Origin of the sequence: Acidovorax sacchari (assembly GCF_042847045.1) — a bacterium.
GTDB classification, from domain to species: domain Bacteria; phylum Pseudomonadota; class Gammaproteobacteria; order Burkholderiales; family Burkholderiaceae_C; genus Paracidovorax; species Paracidovorax sacchari.
In genome coordinates this window covers 894,803-911,343 of sequence record NZ_AP035783.1, presented here as the reverse complement: position 1 = coordinate 911,343, position 16,541 = coordinate 894,803, and the positions used below count along the sequence as shown (strand labels likewise).

The 16,541-nt window shown below is 70.4% G+C and carries 15 protein-coding genes; 3 read left to right on the top strand and 12 right to left on the bottom strand.

Features of this window, described 5'->3' with window-relative positions:
- Positions 1 to 16 precede the first annotated feature (16 nt).
- The 7 genes from ACGHC0_RS04150 to ACGHC0_RS04120 all read right to left on the bottom strand — a co-directional run bounded on the left by ACGHC0_RS04150 (position 17) and on the right by ACGHC0_RS04120 (position 6,820).
- Positions 17 to 913, bottom strand: a complete 897-nt coding sequence (locus tag ACGHC0_RS04150) for a carbohydrate kinase family protein (RefSeq protein ID WP_368354108.1) — start codon at positions 911 to 913, stop codon at positions 17 to 19.
- Between the two features lie 95 nt (positions 914 to 1,008).
- Complete coding sequence (locus ACGHC0_RS04145; protein WP_415267511.1) at positions 1,009 to 2,547, bottom strand: DUF3426 domain-containing protein; 1,539 nt, start codon at positions 2,545 to 2,547, stop codon at positions 1,009 to 1,011.
- A 51-nt stretch (positions 2,548 to 2,598) separates the two neighbouring features.
- The gene (gene prmA, locus ACGHC0_RS04140) at positions 2,599 to 3,480 is read right to left on the bottom strand and encodes a 50S ribosomal protein L11 methyltransferase (protein ID WP_415267510.1); all 882 of its coding nucleotides are present in this window, start codon (positions 3,478 to 3,480) and stop codon (positions 2,599 to 2,601) included.
- Positions 3,481 to 3,567: 87 nt separating this feature from the next.
- Positions 3,568 to 4,917 carry an acetyl-CoA carboxylase biotin carboxylase subunit gene (accC, locus tag ACGHC0_RS04135; RefSeq protein ID WP_092836144.1) on the bottom strand — a complete coding sequence of 450 codons (1,350 nt, stop codon included), beginning with the start codon at positions 4,915 to 4,917 and terminating at the stop codon, positions 3,568 to 3,570.
- Positions 4,918 to 5,068: 151 nt separating this feature from the next.
- Positions 5,069 to 5,527 (bottom strand): acetyl-CoA carboxylase biotin carboxyl carrier protein, encoded by a 459-nt coding sequence (gene accB / locus ACGHC0_RS04130; protein WP_415267509.1) that lies wholly within the window; start codon positions 5,525 to 5,527, stop codon positions 5,069 to 5,071.
- Positions 5,528 to 5,636: 109 nt separating this feature from the next.
- Positions 5,637 to 6,221, bottom strand: coding sequence for a TlpA family protein disulfide reductase (locus ACGHC0_RS04125; protein WP_415267508.1), 585 nt, complete (start codon positions 6,219 to 6,221; stop codon positions 5,637 to 5,639).
- A complete protein-coding gene (locus ACGHC0_RS04120) occupies positions 6,218 to 6,820 on the bottom strand; it encodes a hypothetical protein (protein ID WP_368354103.1) in 603 nt (200 codons plus the stop codon). The genes ACGHC0_RS04125 and ACGHC0_RS04120 overlap by 4 nt, the downstream gene beginning before the upstream one ends.
- A gap of 190 nt (positions 6,821 to 7,010) precedes the next feature.
- On the opposite strand from ACGHC0_RS04120, the gene mpl reads away from it, so the two are divergent.
- Positions 7,011 to 8,432, top strand: a complete 1,422-nt coding sequence (gene mpl / locus ACGHC0_RS04115; RefSeq protein ID WP_415267507.1) for a UDP-N-acetylmuramate:L-alanyl-gamma-D-glutamyl-meso-diaminopimelate ligase — start codon at positions 7,011 to 7,013, stop codon at positions 8,430 to 8,432.
- Here mpl and ACGHC0_RS04110 read toward each other — a convergent pair.
- The 3 genes from ACGHC0_RS04110 to ACGHC0_RS04100 form a co-directional block, all read right to left on the bottom strand.
- Complete coding sequence (locus tag ACGHC0_RS04110; protein WP_368354101.1) at positions 8,426 to 8,734, bottom strand: hypothetical protein; 309 nt, start codon at positions 8,732 to 8,734, stop codon at positions 8,426 to 8,428. The genes mpl and ACGHC0_RS04110 overlap by 7 nt on opposite strands.
- Positions 8,735 to 8,854: 120 nt before the next feature.
- Entirely contained in the window at positions 8,855 to 10,000 is a 1,146-nt protein-coding gene (locus ACGHC0_RS04105; RefSeq protein WP_368354100.1) for a 3-deoxy-7-phosphoheptulonate synthase, read from the bottom strand.
- A gap of 276 nt (positions 10,001 to 10,276) precedes the next feature.
- Entirely contained in the window at positions 10,277 to 10,843 is a 567-nt protein-coding gene (locus ACGHC0_RS04100) for a hypothetical protein (RefSeq protein WP_415267506.1), read from the bottom strand.
- Between the two features lie 365 nt (positions 10,844 to 11,208).
- Here ACGHC0_RS04100 and ACGHC0_RS04095 point away from each other — a divergent pair, with 365 nt between their 5' ends.
- Positions 11,209 to 12,216 (top strand): hypothetical protein, encoded by a 1,008-nt coding sequence (locus ACGHC0_RS04095; protein WP_368354098.1) that lies wholly within the window; start codon positions 11,209 to 11,211, stop codon positions 12,214 to 12,216.
- A gap of 98 nt (positions 12,217 to 12,314) precedes the next feature.
- On the opposite strand, the gene tldD is transcribed toward ACGHC0_RS04095, so the two are convergent.
- Complete coding sequence (gene tldD, locus ACGHC0_RS04090; RefSeq protein WP_208943864.1) at positions 12,315 to 13,775, bottom strand: metalloprotease TldD; 1,461 nt, start codon at positions 13,773 to 13,775, stop codon at positions 12,315 to 12,317.
- A 174-nt stretch (positions 13,776 to 13,949) separates the two neighbouring features.
- On the opposite strand from tldD, the gene ACGHC0_RS04085 reads away from it, so the two are divergent.
- Positions 13,950 to 15,323 (top strand): amidase, encoded by a 1,374-nt coding sequence (locus tag ACGHC0_RS04085; RefSeq protein ID WP_415267505.1) that lies wholly within the window; start codon positions 13,950 to 13,952, stop codon positions 15,321 to 15,323.
- A 24-nt stretch (positions 15,324 to 15,347) separates the two neighbouring features.
- On the opposite strand, the gene rodA is transcribed toward ACGHC0_RS04085, so the two are convergent.
- Positions 15,348 to 16,508 (bottom strand): rod shape-determining protein RodA, encoded by a 1,161-nt coding sequence (rodA, locus tag ACGHC0_RS04080; protein WP_415267504.1) that lies wholly within the window; start codon positions 16,506 to 16,508, stop codon positions 15,348 to 15,350.
- Positions 16,509 to 16,541: the final 33 nt, after the last annotated feature.

The window sequence follows — 16,541 nt, the reverse complement described above, 5'->3', positions numbered from 1 at the left end:
TTATGCCTGCGCGGCCTCAGGCCGGCACGAAATCGAGCTGGTAGTTCTGCGGCCCGCGCTGCGCGATCTTGAGCGCTCCCAGGCGGTTGCCCAGCGCCGCACAGCGCGCGAGCGGCCAGCCCTGCTCCAGGCCGAAGAGCAGCGCGCCACGCCATGCGTCGCCGCAGCCCGTGGGGTCCACCACGCTGGCCGGCTGCACGGGCGGCACGCGCGTGGCCACGCCGTCCTCCCAGACATCGCAGCCGTCCGCGCCCAGGGTGACCACGAGGCCGCGCACCTTGCGCGAGATCTCCGCGAAGCTCCAGCCCGTGCGCTCGCACAGCATGCGGCCTTCATAGTCGTTCACGGTCACCCAGCTCGCCTGGCCGATGAAGCGCGCAAGCTCCTCGCCGCCGAACATCGGCAGGCCCTGGCCCGGGTCGAACACGAACGGGATGCCCGCGGCCTCGAACTGCGCAGCGTGCTCGATCATGGCATCGCGGCCGTCCGGCGCGATGATGCCCAGGCGCAGGTCGGGCTCGGCGGTGATGCGCGACCGGTGCGCGAGCATCATCGCGCCCGGATGGAAGGCCGTGATCTGGTTGTTGTCGCGGTCGGTCATGATGAGCGCCTGCGCGGTATAGGTCTCGTCCACCCGGCCCACATGGCGCGTATCGATGCCGAGGTCCTGCAGGCGCTGCAGGTAGTCGCCGCCATCGCTGCCCAGCATCGCCATGGGCACGGGATTGCCGCCCAGCAGCTTGAGGCTGTAGGCGATGTTGCCCGCGCAGCCGCCGAAGTCCCGCCGCAGGGACGGCACGAGGAACGACACATTGAGGATGTGCAGCTGGTCCGGCAGGATCTGCTCGGCGAAGCGACCCTCGAAGGTCATGATGGTGTCAAAGGCCAGGGAACCGCAAATCAGGGCAGCCATAGAAATCCTGTCAATCGGGATGGAAAATCAAGGGAACGGAAACGGAAGGAAGCGCGAACACCGCGCAGCCATGCGGATGCGCGCAGGGCCCGGCCTCATGGATAGAAGGCCAGCAACCGGTAGCCCGCCACGCGCGCACCGCCGGCCGCGCCCACGTTCACCGGCCATGTGCCGCCCCACTCGCCATGGGCGGGCAGTTCCGCGGGGGCCGAGAGATCCTGCGGCAGCAGCACGCGCCGCAGGACGGGCTGCTCCTGCGCGTCGGTGAGCGTCAGCTCCAGCGCCGGCATGGCCACGGGGAAATCCGCACGGCTGCGGATGGTGAGCGCGAGCAGGAAACCGTCCCCGCGCGCCTTGTTGAAGGAAGAGCTGTCGATGACCACGTCGGCAATGCGCCGGGGCGGAGCGATGCGGCACTGCAGCGGAGCGCACAGCACCTGCAGCAGGGGACGCAGCGCAGGATGCTGCGAGGCCAGCCGGTCCCGCTCCTGCAGGCCGACCTGCAGCAGCAGCGCCCCCAGCAACAGCACGCCGGCCAGGCCCAGCGCAATGCGCACCGCCGGCCTGCGCCACCACGCCCTGCGCCGCGCTGCGCGCATGAATCCCGGCTCGTTGGAGGCGTGAGCACCCTCCCCGTCCGGATCGTCATCGTCGTCGTCCTCCGTGCCCCGGCTGGGCGCCGGTGTACGCGCGGAGCGCCATACCGAGGGCGGGGACGGTGGCGCCACGGCAGGCATGGCGGGCTCGGGCAGCGGCATCGCCTGGGTGGCGATGTCCACCGGGTCGGTGTCCGTATCGATGCCCTCGTGCGCCAGTTCCCTGGCGACGGCCTGCTCCGACGCATCGTCCAGCGGCGATTCATCCTCGTCCTGCGGCGCGGGGGCGGGTTCGGAGGCGGCTTCCATGCGCCCGGGCAGGGGCATGCCGCCTTGCGGCGACAGGGAGTCCTCCGCGTCCAGCGCCTCCTCGTCGGGCCATCCGGAATCGCGCAGCTCGGCGAAAGGCAGTTCGTAGCCGCCCGAGTCGGACTCCTGCGGCGCGGGCAATGCACCCGGGGGATGGGGCAGGATGGCGCCGGCAGGACCGGGCTCCCTGGCGGCTTCCTCGGCAGCGGCGCGCGGTACAGAAGGTGCCGGCGCCTGGGCAGGCAGGGGATCCGCCCGCGGTGCCGCGGCCGGCGCGCGCACGCGCCATGCCATGGGCGACAGCGGCTCGAGGCTCCAGCCGGGATCCTCGCCATGCGCCTCCGGAGAGGCTGCCCGTGCCGACAGGAAGGCCGGCACGGCGGCAGGAGCCGATCCGGGCAGGGCCACCGGCTCCCCGGGACGCGGCGGCGCTGCCTGCTGCGCCCGGGCCGTCGGGACGCTCGGTACGGCCGGGCCGGACACCGGGGCGGGCGCCGACTCAGCCGGGGCGGCGGCCGCCGGCGCGGGAACAGGCGCAGGCGCGCTTCCCGGCAACGCCATGGGCGGCAACAGCTCCGCAGGCCGCGCCGGCCCCGGCAGGAGATTCGCGGAGGCGTCGAACACCTCCTTGCACTGCCCGCACCGGACCCAGCCTTCGGAAATGCGCAACTGGTCCGCGACGACCTTGAAGGTCGTGCCACAGGCGGGGCAGCGGGTGATCTGGCTCATCGACTCGGAATTGTAGGGGGCGCCCTGCGCCGCCCTGCGGGGGCCGCTGCCTCAGCGCGCGGCGGTCATCAGGATCCAGCCGTCCTCGGCGTCGCTCACCTGCAGCGGGAGCCAGGGGGCATAGGCCTCGCGCAGTTCCTCGGCCTGGCGCTCCAGGATGCCCGCGAGCACCAGGTGCCCTCCCGCATCGACGTGGGCACACAGCAGCGGCGCCAGCACCTTGAGCGGCGTCGCGAGGATGTTGGCCAGCACCGTGCCGTAGCGGCCCTGCGCGGCCTCGGGCAGGCCGGCCTTCAGGGCCACGCCGTTGGCCTCTGCATTGAGCCGCGTCGATTCCACGGCGGCGGGATCGATGTCCACCGCGTCGATGTCGGCGGCGCCGAACTTGGCGGCACCGATCGCAAGGATGCCCGAGCCGCAACCGTAGTCCAGCACCCGGCCGAAGTCGCCGCCGCGCCCGGCGATCCAGCGCAGGCACATGCGCGTGGTCGGGTGCGTGCCGGTGCCGAAGGCCAGGCCCGGGTCCAGCCGGATGTGGCGCTTCGCCTGCGCGGGCAACTCGTGCCAGGTGGGCACGATCCAGAACTCGGGCGTGATCTCCACCGGCGCGAACTGCGACTGGGTCAGGCGCACCCAGTCCTGGTCGGGCACCTCGGCCAGGCCCAGGACGCGGCAGCCGTCGAAGAAATCCTGCACCTCCAGCAGCGCGCGCGCCTCCCCGGCGGCCTCCTGCGTGGGAAACAGCGCCACCACCCGGCTGCGCTGCCAGCCGTCGCGGGGCGGCGGCATCCCGGGCTCGCCGAACAGGGCCTGTTCCGCCTCGGTCTGCGCATCGGCATCCTCGACCGACACGCTCAGGGCATCCAGCGCTTCGAGGGCTTCGCCCACGGCTTCGATCCGCCCCTCGGGGCACAACAGGCTCAGCTCATACATGGATGTCAATCTCCTGCAGAAACGACAATGCTGGCCCCCGTTTCCGGGCGGCCAGCATGCCAGTGACCGGCGACGGGCCGGTGCCGGTCAGCGCTTGTGCGCGCCCAGCCACTCTTCCAGGTAATGGATGTTCGTGCCCCCGGCGACGAACTTGGCATCCACCATCAGCTCGCGGTGCAGCGGGATGTTGGTGTGGATGCCCTCGATCACCGTCTCGGACAGGGCCGTGCGCATGCGGGCCAGGGCCTGCTCGCGCGTGTCGCCGTGCACGATGATCTTGCCGATCATGGAGTCGTAGTTGGGCGGCACGTAGTAGTTGGTGTAGGCGTGCGAATCCACGCGCACCCCCGGGCCGCCCGGCGCGTGCCACATGGTGATGCGGCCGGGCGACGGCGTGAACTTGTAGGCGTCTTCGGCATTCACGCGGCATTCGATGGCGTGGCCGCGGATCTCGATCTGGCGCTGGGTGAAGGGCAGCTTCTCGCCCGCGGCGACCATGATCTGCGTCTTCACGATGTCCACGCCCGTGATCCACTCCGTCACCGGGTGCTCGACCTGCACGCGCGTGTTCATTTCGATGAAGTAGAACTCGCCGTTCTCGTAGAGGAACTCGAACGTGCCCGCGCCGCGGTAGCCGATCTTCTTGCACGCGGCCACGCAGCGCTCGCCGATCTTCTCGATGAGCTTGCGCGGAATGCCGGGCGCCGGCGCTTCCTCGATCACCTTCTGGTGGCGGCGCTGCATGGAACAGTCGCGCTCGCCCAGGTAGACCGCGTTGCGGAACTTGTCCGCCAGGATCTGGATTTCGATGTGGCGCGGGTTCTGGAGGAACTTCTCCATGTACACGGCCGGGTTGCCGAACGCGGCCTGCGCTTCGGCCTTGGTCATCTGCACGGCATTCACCAGCGCGGCCTCGGTGTGCACCACGCGCATGCCGCGACCACCGCCACCACCCGCCGCCTTGATGATGACGGGGTAGCCGACGGTGCGTGCGATGCGGCGGATCTGCACCGGATCGTCGGGCAGCTCGCCGTCCGAACCCGGCACGCAGGGCACGCCCGCGCGGATCATGGCCTGCTTGGCAGACACCTTGTCGCCCATCGTGCGGATGGACTCGGGCGTGGGACCGATGAACTGGAAGCCGCTCTTTTCCACGCGCTCGGCGAAGTCGGCGTTCTCGGACAGGAAGCCATAGCCGGGGTGGATGGCCTCGGCATCGGTCACCTCGGCGGCCGAGATGATCGCCGGCATGTTGAGGTAGGACAGCGGCGAGGGCGCGGGGCCGATGCACACGGCCTCTTCGGCCAGCTTGACGTACTTGGCGTCGCGATCGGCCTCGGAATACACCATGACGGCCTTCACGCCCAGCTCATGGCAGGCGCGCTGGATGCGCAGGGCGATTTCGCCGCGATTGGCGACAAGGATCTTTTTGAACATAGGCTTTCTCGCGGCTCATCGCTGCACGCTGACGCGTGCCAGGGCGCTTTGCTGCGCCTTGCCCACGGCAAGAACGCCGCGATTGGCGACAAGGATCTTTTTAAACATGAAATTCCTGGTTCGCTGCAGGTCTGCGGTGGCGCAGCGAGGCTTACTCGATGACGAACAGCGGCTGCCCGTATTCCACCGCCTGGCCGTTCTCGCCGAGGATGCGCGTGACCGTGCCGGACTTGTCGGCCTCGATCTCGTTGAGGATCTTCATCGCCTCGATGATGCAGATGGTGTCGCCTTCCTTGACCTGGCTGCCCACTTCGACGAATGCCTTGGCACCGGGGCTGGAAGCGCGGTAGAACGTGCCCACCATGGGCGACTTGACGATGTGGCCGGCAGGAACGGACGGTGCCGGCAGCTCGGCGACGGGCGCCGGTGCGGCGGCGGCCGGAGCGGGCGCCGCGGCGGGGGCCGGAGCCGGCGCCGCCACGAATTGCTGGACGACCGCGCCGCCGCTCTTGACGATGCGGACCTTGCCTTCCGCCTCGGTAATCTCGAGCTCCGACACGTTCGACTCGGAGACGAGGTCAATCAAGGTCTTGAGTTTTCGCAAATCCATGGGGACTCCAACGCCTAAAACGAAATAGGGCGCGAATTTACCCCAATTTGGCCCTTTCCACCCCTATCCGAGCGCAAATTCCATCATCTACGAATGGGTTGCACTGAAATCATCCCAGCGCGGCCCACTGGCGGAGGTCATCGGCCGTGATCTGCCCCATTTTACGATGCATGATGGTGCCATCTGCGCCCAACAGGACGGTGAAGGGAAGCCCGCCCGCCAGGTTGCCCAAACTGCGTCCCAGGTCCGTGCCCTGCAGGCCTGCCAGTCCGATGGGAAAGTCCAGCGGTATCCGGGCCAGGAACTGCCGCACCGACGAGGGCTGGTCGATCGCGAGGCCCACCACCTGCCAGCCCCTGGCCTGCTGCGTCCGGTAGAAGGTATTGAGCATGGGCAGCTCTTCCACGCAGGGCGGGCACCAGGTCGCCCAGAAATTCACCAGGAGCGGGCGGCCACGGAAGGCCTGCATGTCCAGAGGCGGACTGCCGGGCTGGGGCGCGTCGAAGCGCATGCCCCAGAGCGCGGCCTCGGCATCCGAAGCGGTAGCGTGCGGCTGGAAGCGCCACCACGCCAGGCCCGCGCCGCCCGCTGCAGCCACGGCCGCGGCGGCGGCATACAGGGCGCGGCGCCGCGGCCGGCTCACCGGCGCGGCGCCGGAAGCGGCAGCTCCTGCCGCGGAGGGGGTATCGGTCATTCGGGGGTGTCCTCGTTGTCCAGCAGTCTGCGCACGGCCCGGGCGTCGCCCCGGGGCACGCGCCCGCGCGCATCGGGGCGCAGCGCGCCGCGCAGGTCGTCCAGATCATAGACAAGCAAGTGCACGCCGACGGTCTCGCCCAGGCCGGGGGCATGGCTGGAGAGGCTGAGCGCCTCCACCGATTCGCCGTGGAAGCCGGTGACCGTGCGGGGTTCGTAATCCACGTGGTGGTCGATGAGCGCGATCTCGGCGGATTTGCAGTCGTCGCAGAAGAGCTGCAGGTAGATGTCCGAGAGCCGCGTGGCCGTGCCGTACCAGACGGCCCCGCCGAGGTGCGGGCGGAACTCCGCCATGCGCTCCATCCAGACCAGGGCCAGTTCGCGCAGTGCACGCAGTTCGGCAGGCTGGGTGTCGGCGCAGAAAAGGCCGATGTACTCGCGCACGGCGTTTTCCACCAAATCGTTGTCGGGCAGCGCGGTGCGGGCGGGCAGGCCCAGCTGCCGGACGGCCCGGCGTTTGGCCGGGCCCCATTCGAGCCCCTCCTCGACGACGAGGCGGGCTGCGGCATTGGCGATCTCGGTGGCGAGGGCGTTGGACATGGCGGCGTCTCGGTAGGGAGGGAATACCCGCATTGTGGCGGGATGGGGCGGCGGCGGGGAGACACAATGCGCCCGCCCGGAGCGGGGTCTTGCCCTGCAGCCCTGCCAGCGGCAGCCTGTCGCTATTGAATGCATAGCATCGACAGCCCGCCCGCCGGAGCGTGCGGGCCGAACCTTAGAATCGGCGCCCATGCATATTCACATTCTGGGCATTTGCGGAACGTTCATGGGAGGCCTGGCCGCGCTGGCGCGGGAGGCGGGCCACAAGGTCACGGGCTGCGATGCCGGGGTGTATCCGCCGATGAGCGACCAGTTGCGCGCGCTGGGCATCGAACTGATCGAAGGCTACGGCGCCGAACAGCTGGACCTGGCACCGGACATGTTCGTGGTGGGCAACGTGGTGAGCCGCGCGCGGCTTCCCGACGGCAGTCCCAAGTTCCCGCTGATGGAAGCCATCCTCGACGCGGGAACCCCCTACACGAGCGGCCCGCAGTGGCTGGCCGAGCATGTGCTGCAGGGGCGCCATGTGCTCGCGGTGGCGGGCACGCACGGCAAGACCACGACCACGTCCATGCTCGCCTGGATCCTCGAATGCGCGGGCCTGCAGCCCGGCTTCCTGGTGGGCGGCGTTCCACTGGATTTCGGTGTCTCCGCCCGGCTGGGCGCGGCGCAGCGGCCGGTGGCGCAGGACGGCCCGGCCGGCGGCGCGCCGCTGTTCGTGATCGAGGCCGACGAATACGACACGGCCTTCTTCGACAAGCGCAGCAAGTTCGTCCACTACCGCCCGCGCACCGCGGTGCTGAACAACCTCGAGTTCGACCACGCGGACATCTTCGACGACCTGGCCGCGATCGAGCGGCAGTTCCACCACCTCGTTCGCACGGTGCCGCCTTCGGGCCGGGTGGTGTTCAACGGGCTGGAGGAAAGCCTGGCACGGGTGCTGCACCAGGGCTGCTGGAGCGGCATGGCCAGTTTCGGTGCGGCGGTGAGCGATTTCACGGCGCGCGGCGAGCCGCAGGCCTTCGACGTGCTGCGCGGCGGCCATGCCGTCGGCCGCGTGGAGTGGGAGCTGAGCGGCGTGCACAACCAGCTCAACGCACTGGCGGCCATCGCGGCCGCGGACCATGTGGGCGTGGCGCCCTCCGAGGCCGCGGCGGCGCTGGGACGGTTCCGCAACGTCAAGCGGCGCATGGAACTGCGCGGCACGGCCGGCGGCGTCGCGGTGTACGACGATTTCGCGCACCACCCCACCGCGCTGCGCACCACGCTGGACGGCCTGCGCCGCCGTGTCGGGCCGCATGCGCGCATCCTCGCGGCCTTCGAGCCGCGCAGCAATACCATGAAGCTCGGCACGATGAAGTCGCAGCTTCCCTGGGCGCTGGAAGCCGCCGACCTCGCCTTCTGCCACACGGCGGGGCTGGACTGGGATGCAGCCGAGGCGCTCGCCCCGCTGGGGAGCAGGGCCTGCACGGCGGGCGACATCGCCACCCTGGTGGAACGGATCACCGCGGCGGCACGGCCGGGCGACCATGTCGTGTGCATGAGCAACGGCAGCTTCGGCGGCATCCACGCCCGGCTGCTGGGCGCCCTGGCGGAGCGCGCCGGTCAGTAGCTGATCGCCATCGCCGGCAGATCGACGCGCACCACCGGCCGGGCCAGCGCCGCGGACGCCGCCGCGGCGAACCGGCGGCCCCATTCCTGCGCCAGCAGGGCCGGGCCCGCGGCCTGGGCGACGACCAGCACCTTGTCGGCCGTCAGCACCTTGCCGCTGGCGCGCAGCGGCTCGCATTCCAGGCGAACGAACTCCTCGTCGAGCCAGCGGCGCGCGATCTCGTGGGCCATGGGTACCTCGCCTTCAAGATCGAAGCGGAATTCCTGGCCGGGCCCGAGGAGGACGGTGACTTCGCTGCGCATGGGAAAAGCCTTTGTGCCGGTGAGGGAGATGCCGAAAAGCTTACACGGCGGCCTCCCCCGTCCGCAACCGCCGCCGCCTCCCGGTAAACCCGGGGGTCGCGCGGGCAGGCCCGGCGCAGGTCAGGCCGCCAGGGCGACGGCGGCGCGGCGCGCCTGCACGGCGTCCGACAGCTCCTGCAGCGTGCCCAGGGAATCCTCCCATCCCAGGCACGCATCGGTGATGCTCTTGCCGTATTCCAGCGCGCAGGCATCGTCCTTGCCCGGCGTGAACTTCTGGGCGCCGGCCACGAGGTGGCTCTCGACCATCACGCCGAAGATGCTGTGCGAGCCGCCGGCGATCTGGCCGGCGATGTCGCGCGCCACGTCGCGCTGGCGCTCGTGCTGCTTGCTGCTGTTGGCATGGCTGCAGTCCACCATGAGGGTCGGCGGCAGCTTGGCGGCTTCCAGGTCCTTGCAGGCGGCGGCCACGCTGTCGGCATCGTAGTTGGGGGTCTTGCCGCCGCGCAGGATGACGTGGCAGTCGCGGTTGCCCTGCGTGTTGACGATGGCGACCTGCCCGTTCTTGTGCACGGAGAGGAAGTGGTGGCCCCGGCTCGCGGACTGGATGGCGTCCGTGGCGATGCGGATGTTGCCGTCCGTGCCGTTCTTGAAGCCGATGGGTGCGGACAGGCCGGATGCCAGCTCGCGGTGCACCTGGCTCTCGGTGGTGCGCGCGCCGATCGCGCCCCAGCTGATGAGATCGCCGATGTATTGCGGGGAGATCACGTCGAGAAACTCGCTGCCGGCCGGCACGCCCAGGCGGTTGATGTCGATGAGCAACTGGCGCGCGATGCGCAGGCCCTCGTCGATGCGGTAGCTCTCGTCGAGGTAGGGATCGTTGATGAGGCCCTTCCAGCCCACGGTGGTGCGCGGCTTCTCGAAGTAGACGCGCATCACGATTTCCAGCGTGTCGGCGTACTGGGCGCGCACGGCCTGCAGGCGGCGCGCGTATTCGAGCGCAGCGGCGGGATCGTGGATGGAGCACGGGCCGATCACGACCAGCAGGCGGTCGTCGCGGCGGGCCATGATGTCCTGGATGCGGTGCCGCGTGCGGGAGATGAGGGTTTCGATCGCGGTGCCCCGGATGGGGAAGAAGCGGATCAGGTGTTCGGGAGGGGGCAGCACGGTGATGTCCTTGATACGTTCGTCGTCGGTTTCGCTGGTTTTCTCGACGTGGCGGTACCAGGCATCGCTGGAAGAGGGTGCGGATTGGACAGGGGCCGTCATGGCTGCTTCCTCGTGAGGTGGTTCGAAAAGTGGGACGGGAAAAACAAAAAACCGCCGGGCTTTTCAGCTTCGGCGGTCTTCAGGGGGTAGGTGCTTTCAGGGGTGGCTGCGCGCTAACCTCTCATCCGCCAGGGACAGAGAACCAAAAGGACCAAAAGTAAAACGCGCTGCGAATCGGCATATCTGCCAATGTAGCACTCTTTTTCCCGGCGCGGCACGGCAGCGCGCCACGTTGCGCATCGGCGACACGCATCGGCGGCGGCAGCACGGCCCCGGTCAGCGCGCCGCGCCGCGCCGGCGGCCCAGCCAGGCCCCGAGGCGCGACCACCAGCCGTGGGCGGGCAGGGACAGGGGACTGCTGGCGAGCAGGTCCTGCATGTCGCTCGGGCCCACGCCGCCCTGCTGGTACAGGTCGATCGCGAGCACGGCCTCGCCCAGGGCCCTCCAGGCATCCCCTTCGAATGCATGGAAGCGCTGTGCCTCGTTGCGGCTGCGCCGCTGCAGGGCCTCCTGCCAGGCCGCCGTGGCCCGGATCAGCTGGCGCAGCGCGCTTTCATAGGCCCCGAACTCGTACAGGGCATGCCACGCGGACCCCAGGCCGGAGAGGAAGAGCTGGTGCGCGCGCGCCTCGTCCAGCAACTGGCCTGCACACTCCAGCACGGCCTGCGGATCGACCTGCCGGGCACGGCGGATCTGCACGGCCGCCTCGACCCGCGCCGACAGCGCCGTCACGGCTTCCCGGAATTGCAGGGAATCCTCGTCCGCCACGCTTTCGCGCAGCCAGCGGCTGATGTCGCCGAAGGTCTGCAGGCTGCTGGGAAGCGGGGCAGGATGCGTCGCCATGCTAGACCGGGGCGATGCGTCAACGTTGCGGAACCAGGCCGGCAGCGGCCAGGCCCTCCCCGCCGCATGTGCGGGGGCCTGGGAGGTGCGACGGGCGCAGGCGGCGGAAACCGTGGGACATGGGCCCAATGTAGCAAGACTGCGATGCCCGGGCATGCTGCAAAGCGGAACGCAGCTCTTCCATACGGCCCCGTCCTACCGGTGCACGGTGTATCGGGAGACGCGAATGCTTACAGGCGCTTCCTAAGCTCGACAGCATCCGGGGCCGAAGCCTGCGGATCACGGTGCGACACGGTGACAGCGTGGCCGCCGGGTCGCCATCGCCGCGGTGCCCAGCGCCGTGCATATCTACCTGAGGAGCTGCCATGTCCGTCCACACCACCGCCGTCATCCACGAGGAGCGCCTCGGGGTGCCCACCGTCTCCTGGGGCGCCGTCTTCGCCGGCCTCGTCCTTTCGCTGATCGTCTATCTCGTGCTCTCCGTGCTGGGCACGGCCATCGGTGCCTCGGCGATCGACCCCCTGGGCGATCGCAATCCCTTCAGCGGCTTCGGCGTGGGCGCCGGCATCTGGGCCGGGGTGACGACGCTGCTGGCCATCGCCGTCGGCGGCTTCGTGTCAGGCTATCTCGCGCGCCGCTCGGGCGCCCTGCACGGCCTGCTGGCCTGGGGCATGACGACGCTGGTGACCGTGTACCTGGTCGTCAGCGCCACGGGCAGCGCCCTCAACGCAGCGGGTGGCGCGGCGAAGACCGGGCTGACCACGGTGGGTGCCGTGGCCGGTGCAGGGGTTTCCGCAGCCGCTCCGGCACTGGGCAACGTGGTGCAGCGCCAGCTCGACCAGGCCGGCATCTCGCTGGATGCGAACAGTCTGCAGGCCGAACTCGAAAAGCTGCTGCGCCAGACCGGCAAGCCGGAATTGCAGCCCGAGAACCTGAAGAACGAAGCCCAGGCCGCCGCCAGCCAGGCCCAGGCCAGCGCGAGCAGCGCGGCGCAGGCCCCGCAGACCGCCGACGTGGATGCGAAGAGCTGGCTGGCCGGCGTGATGCAGCGCGGCGAGCGGGTGCTGAACGCGGCGGACAAGGAAGCGCTGGTGAACATCATCGTGGCACGCACGGGCAAGTCCCGCGCCGAGGCCGAGCAGATCGCCAGCAACTATGAGCAGACCTACAACCAGGCCCGCGCCAAGCTGGAGGAAGCCAAGCAGCAGGCCGAGCAGAAGGCCCGCGAGGCCGGCGCAGAAGCCGCCAGGAACGTTGCGCGCGGATCCTGGGGCACCCTGGTGGTGCTGTTGATCGGCGCCCTGGTCGCCGCCGGCGCCGGCGTGCTGGGCTTCCGTCGCCAGCGCCCTGCGGGCGTGGTGGTCGCGGCCTGACGCAGTCCTGCGGGGATGAAAAAAGCCCGGCCGGTGACGCATTCACCGCCGGGCTTTTCGCTGCCCGCGCGCACTGCGCGCCGGGCGGGAGCGTGCCCTCAGGCCGTTCCGCCGACGGTCAGGCCGTCGATGCGCAGCGTGGGCTGGCCCACGCCCACGGGCACGCTCTGGCCTTCCTTGCCGCAGGTGCCGACACCGCTGTCGAGCGCCATGTCGTTGCCGATCATGCTCACGCGCTTGAGCGATTCCGGGCCGCTGCCGACGATGGTTGCGCCCTTGACGGGGTAGAGGATCTTGCCGTTTTCCACCCAGTAGGCTTCGCTGGCGGAGAACACGAACTTGCCGCTCGTGATGTCCACCTGCCCGCCACCGAAGTTGGTGGCATAGAGGCCGCGCTGGATGCTGGCCACGATCTCGGCCGGGTCCTTGTCGCCACCCAGCATGTAGGTGTTGGTCATGCGGGGCATGGGGATGTGGGCGTAGCTTTCGCGGCGGCCGTTGCCCGTCGGGGCCACGCCCATCAGGCGGGCATTGAGCGAGTCCTGGATGTAGCCCCGGAGGATGCCGTCCTCGATGAGCACGTTGCGCTGGCTGGCATGGCCTTCGTCGTCCACATTGAGCGAACCGCGGCGGTCGGCGATGGTGCCGTCGTCGAGCACCGTCACGCCCTTGGCGGCCACGCGCTGCCCGATGCGCCCGCTGAACGCACTGGAGCCCTTGCGGTTGAAGTCGCCCTCCAGGCCGTGGCCCACGGCCTCGTGCAGCAGGATGCCGGGCCAGCCGGGGCCGAGCACCACCGTCATCTCGCCGGCAGGCGCCGGGCGGGCCTCCAGGTTGACCAGGGCCGCATTCACGGCCTCGTCCACGTAGCGGCCGATCTGCCCGTCGTCGAAGTAGGCCAGTCCGAAGCGGCCGCCACCGCCGGCGGAGCCCATCTCGCGGCGGCCGCCCTGCTCGGCGATCACCGTCAGGGACAGGCGCACCAGGGGGCGCACGTCGGCCGCGAGCGTGCCGTCGGCACGGGCCACCAGCACCACGTCGTATTCGCTCGCGAGGCCGGCCATGACCTGGGCCACGCGCGGGTCCTTGGCGCGGGCGCGCTGCTCCACCTTTTCCAGCAGCGCCACCTTGGCCGTGCTGTCGAGCGTGGCGATCGGATCCAGGTCGGGGTAGAGGGAGCGGCTGGCCGCCACCTTGCGGGCGGCGACCTTCGCGCGGCCCTGCTGCGCCGCCGCGGCGATGGAGCGCACCGTGTGCGCCGCGTCGCGCAGCGAGGCCTCGGAGATGTCGTCCGAATAGGCGAACGCGGTCTTCTCGCCGCTCACGGCCCGCACGCCCACGCCCTGGTCGATGCTGAAGGAGCCGGTCTTGACGATGCCTTCCTCCAGGCTCCAGCCCTCGCTGCGGGTGTACTGGAAGTAGAGGTCGGCGTCGTCCACCCGGTGGGCCCGGATGTCCGACAGCGCGCGCGCGAGGTGGGTTTCGTCCAGCCCGAAGGGTTCCAGCAGCAGCTGGCGGGCGATGGACAGGCGTTCGATGGTCGGTTCGCGGGAGATCATCCGGAGATTCTAGAAGGGCCCGCCGCCGCCCGTCCGCGGGGGCGCCACATCCCGCCTGCCGTCGTGGCCTCTCGGGACCCGTCCGGGGCCGGGGCGCAGCGCCGGCCTGCAAGAATGCACGGTCAGCCCTTTCCCTGCTTCATCCACCCGGCCCAGCCCAGGAGACCGCCGCCCATGTCCGACCGCCCCACCCTTCCCACGATCCGCGAACTCGCCCGCTCCCTGGCCGAAGGCGCCACGACGAGCGAGGCCCTGGTGGAGGCGGCACTGGAGCGCATCGCGGCGCACCGTGCTGGCGGAGGCGCCGCCTACGTCGGCGAAGTGGACGCGCTGGCCGCGCGGCTGGCGGCGCGTGCGAGCGACCTGGCCCGTGCCGCGGGCCACGTGCCGTCCCCGCTCGCGGGCCTGCCGGTGTCGGTCAAGGACCTGTTCGATGTGCGCGGGCAGGTGACGCGCGCCGGCTCCGCCGTGCTCGCCGATGCCGCGCCCGCCCCGCGCGACGCGGCCGCCGTGGCCCGGTTGCGCGCCGCGGGCGCCATTCTGCTGGGCCGCACCAACATGAGCGAGTTCGCCTTTTCCGGCCTGGGCCTCAACCCCCACCACGGCACGCCGGCGAACCCGCGGGATGCCGGCCGGGTCACCGGCGGATCGAGCTCCGGCGCGGCGGCCACGGTGGCGCTGGACCTGGCTGCCGCGGCACTGGGCACGGACACGGGTGGCTCCATCCGCATTCCGTCGGCGTTTTGCGGGCTCACGGGCTTCAAGCCGACGGCACGGCGGGTGCCGCTCGCGGGCGCGTATCCGCTCTCGCGCAGCCTCGACTCCGTCGGGCCGCTGGCGCGCAGCGTGGATTGCTGCGCGATCCTGGACGCGGTGCTGTCGGGCGAGGGAAGCGATGCCGACGCTGCCGGCGCGTTGCCGCTGGCCGGGATGCGGCTGGGGGTGGTGCAGGATCTCGTCATGGACGGGCTGGAGCCCGAGGTGGCCGCCGCGTTCGAGAGCGCGCTGCGCCGGCTTTCCGCGGCGGGGGCCCGCATCGAACGGGTGGCCTTTCCGGAGCTGCAAGGGCTGCCGCGCATCAACGCGGCGGGCGGGCTGATCGCGGCGGAGGCCTGGCAGGTGCATCGCGCACGCCTCGTGGACGCCTCCGTGGCGGCCCGCTACGACCCGCGCGTGGCGCAGCGCACCCGGCGGGGGGAAGCCATCCTGGCAGCGGACTACATCGATGTGCAGGATGCCCGCACCCTGCTGCAGGCCGCCGCGCAGGAGCGTCTGGGCCACCTGGACGCCTGGCTGATGCCCACGGTGGCGGTGCGTGCGCCGCTGCGTGCACCGCTGGAGCAGGACGACGCCCACTTCTTCGCGACCAACGCCCTGGTGCTGCGCAATACGTCGGTGATCAACTTTCTGGATGGCTGCGCGCTGTCGCTGCCCTGCGAGGCCCCGGGCGAACTGCCGGTGGGGCTGTCGGTGGCAGGGCTGCACGGCGCGGATGCCCGCATCCTGCGGGCAGGCCGCGCCGTGGAGGCGTGCCTGCGCGCGGACTGACGGACTGAGGGGGCCGCCAGCCCCTCAGGCCGGGGCCAGCGGCTGCCGCTGCGCGCGGGCGATGGACATCAGCACGCCCAGCGCCAGCCCCAGCGTGACCATGGCGGTGCCGCCGTAGCTCACGAAGGGCAGCGGCACGCCCACCACGGGCAGGATGCCGCTCACCATGCCCATGTTCACGAAAGCGTAGGTGAAGAAGATCATCGACACGGCGCCGGCCATCAGGCGCGCGAAGAGCGTCGTCGCGCCCAGGGCGATGGCCAGCCCGCGCCAGACGAGCAGCAGCAGGCAGACGATCAGGAACAGGTTGCCCACCAGGCCGAACTCCTCGGAATAGGCCGCGAAGATGAAGTCGGTGGTGCGCTCGGGGATGAATTCCAGGTGGGTCTGCGTGCCGGCCATGAAGCCCTTGCCCCACACACCGCCCGAGCCGATGGCGATCATGCCCTGGATGATGTGAAAGCCCTTGCCCAGCGGATCGCGCGTGGGATCGAGCAGCGTGCAGATGCGCTGCTGCTGGTAGTCGTGCAGCACCGGCCAGCGCATGCCGTCCGCGCAGAGCTGTGGCTCGAACCACACGATGAGGGCGATGCCGATGCCGCCCAGGATCACCGGGGGCAGCACCAGCTTCCAGGGCAGTCCCGCGAAGAAGATGACCGAAAGCCCGGCCGCGAGCACCAGCAGCGAGGTGCCCAGGTCGGGCTGCTTCATGATGAGGCCCACGGGCACGGCGAGCAGCACGCCGGCCACCGCGAAATCCAGCGGACGCAGCTGCCCCTCGCGCTTCTGGAACCACCAGGCCAGCATGAGCGGCATGGCGATCTTGAGGATCTCGCTCGGCTGGATCACGATGCCCACGTTGATCCAGCGCTGGGCGCCCTTCTTGATGATGCCGAACATCGCCACCGCCACCAGCAGGGCCACCCCCACCGCGTAGAGCGGTACCGCCAGGGCCATGAGCCGCTGCGGAGGAATCTGCGCGACGGCGAAGAGGATGCCCGCCGCCAGGATCATGTTGCGGCCGTGGTCGTAGAAGCGGGTGCCGTGGTCGTAGCCCGAGGAATACATGGCCACCAGGCCGATCGACGACAGCAGCAGCAGCACCGCGATGAGCGGCCAGTCGAAGCCCCGGAACAGGGGCAGGATGCGCTGCGGCAGGGAAGGCTTGTCGAAAACGGCGGACATGGGGCGCCATTATCGGTGGCCGCCCCGCGGGGG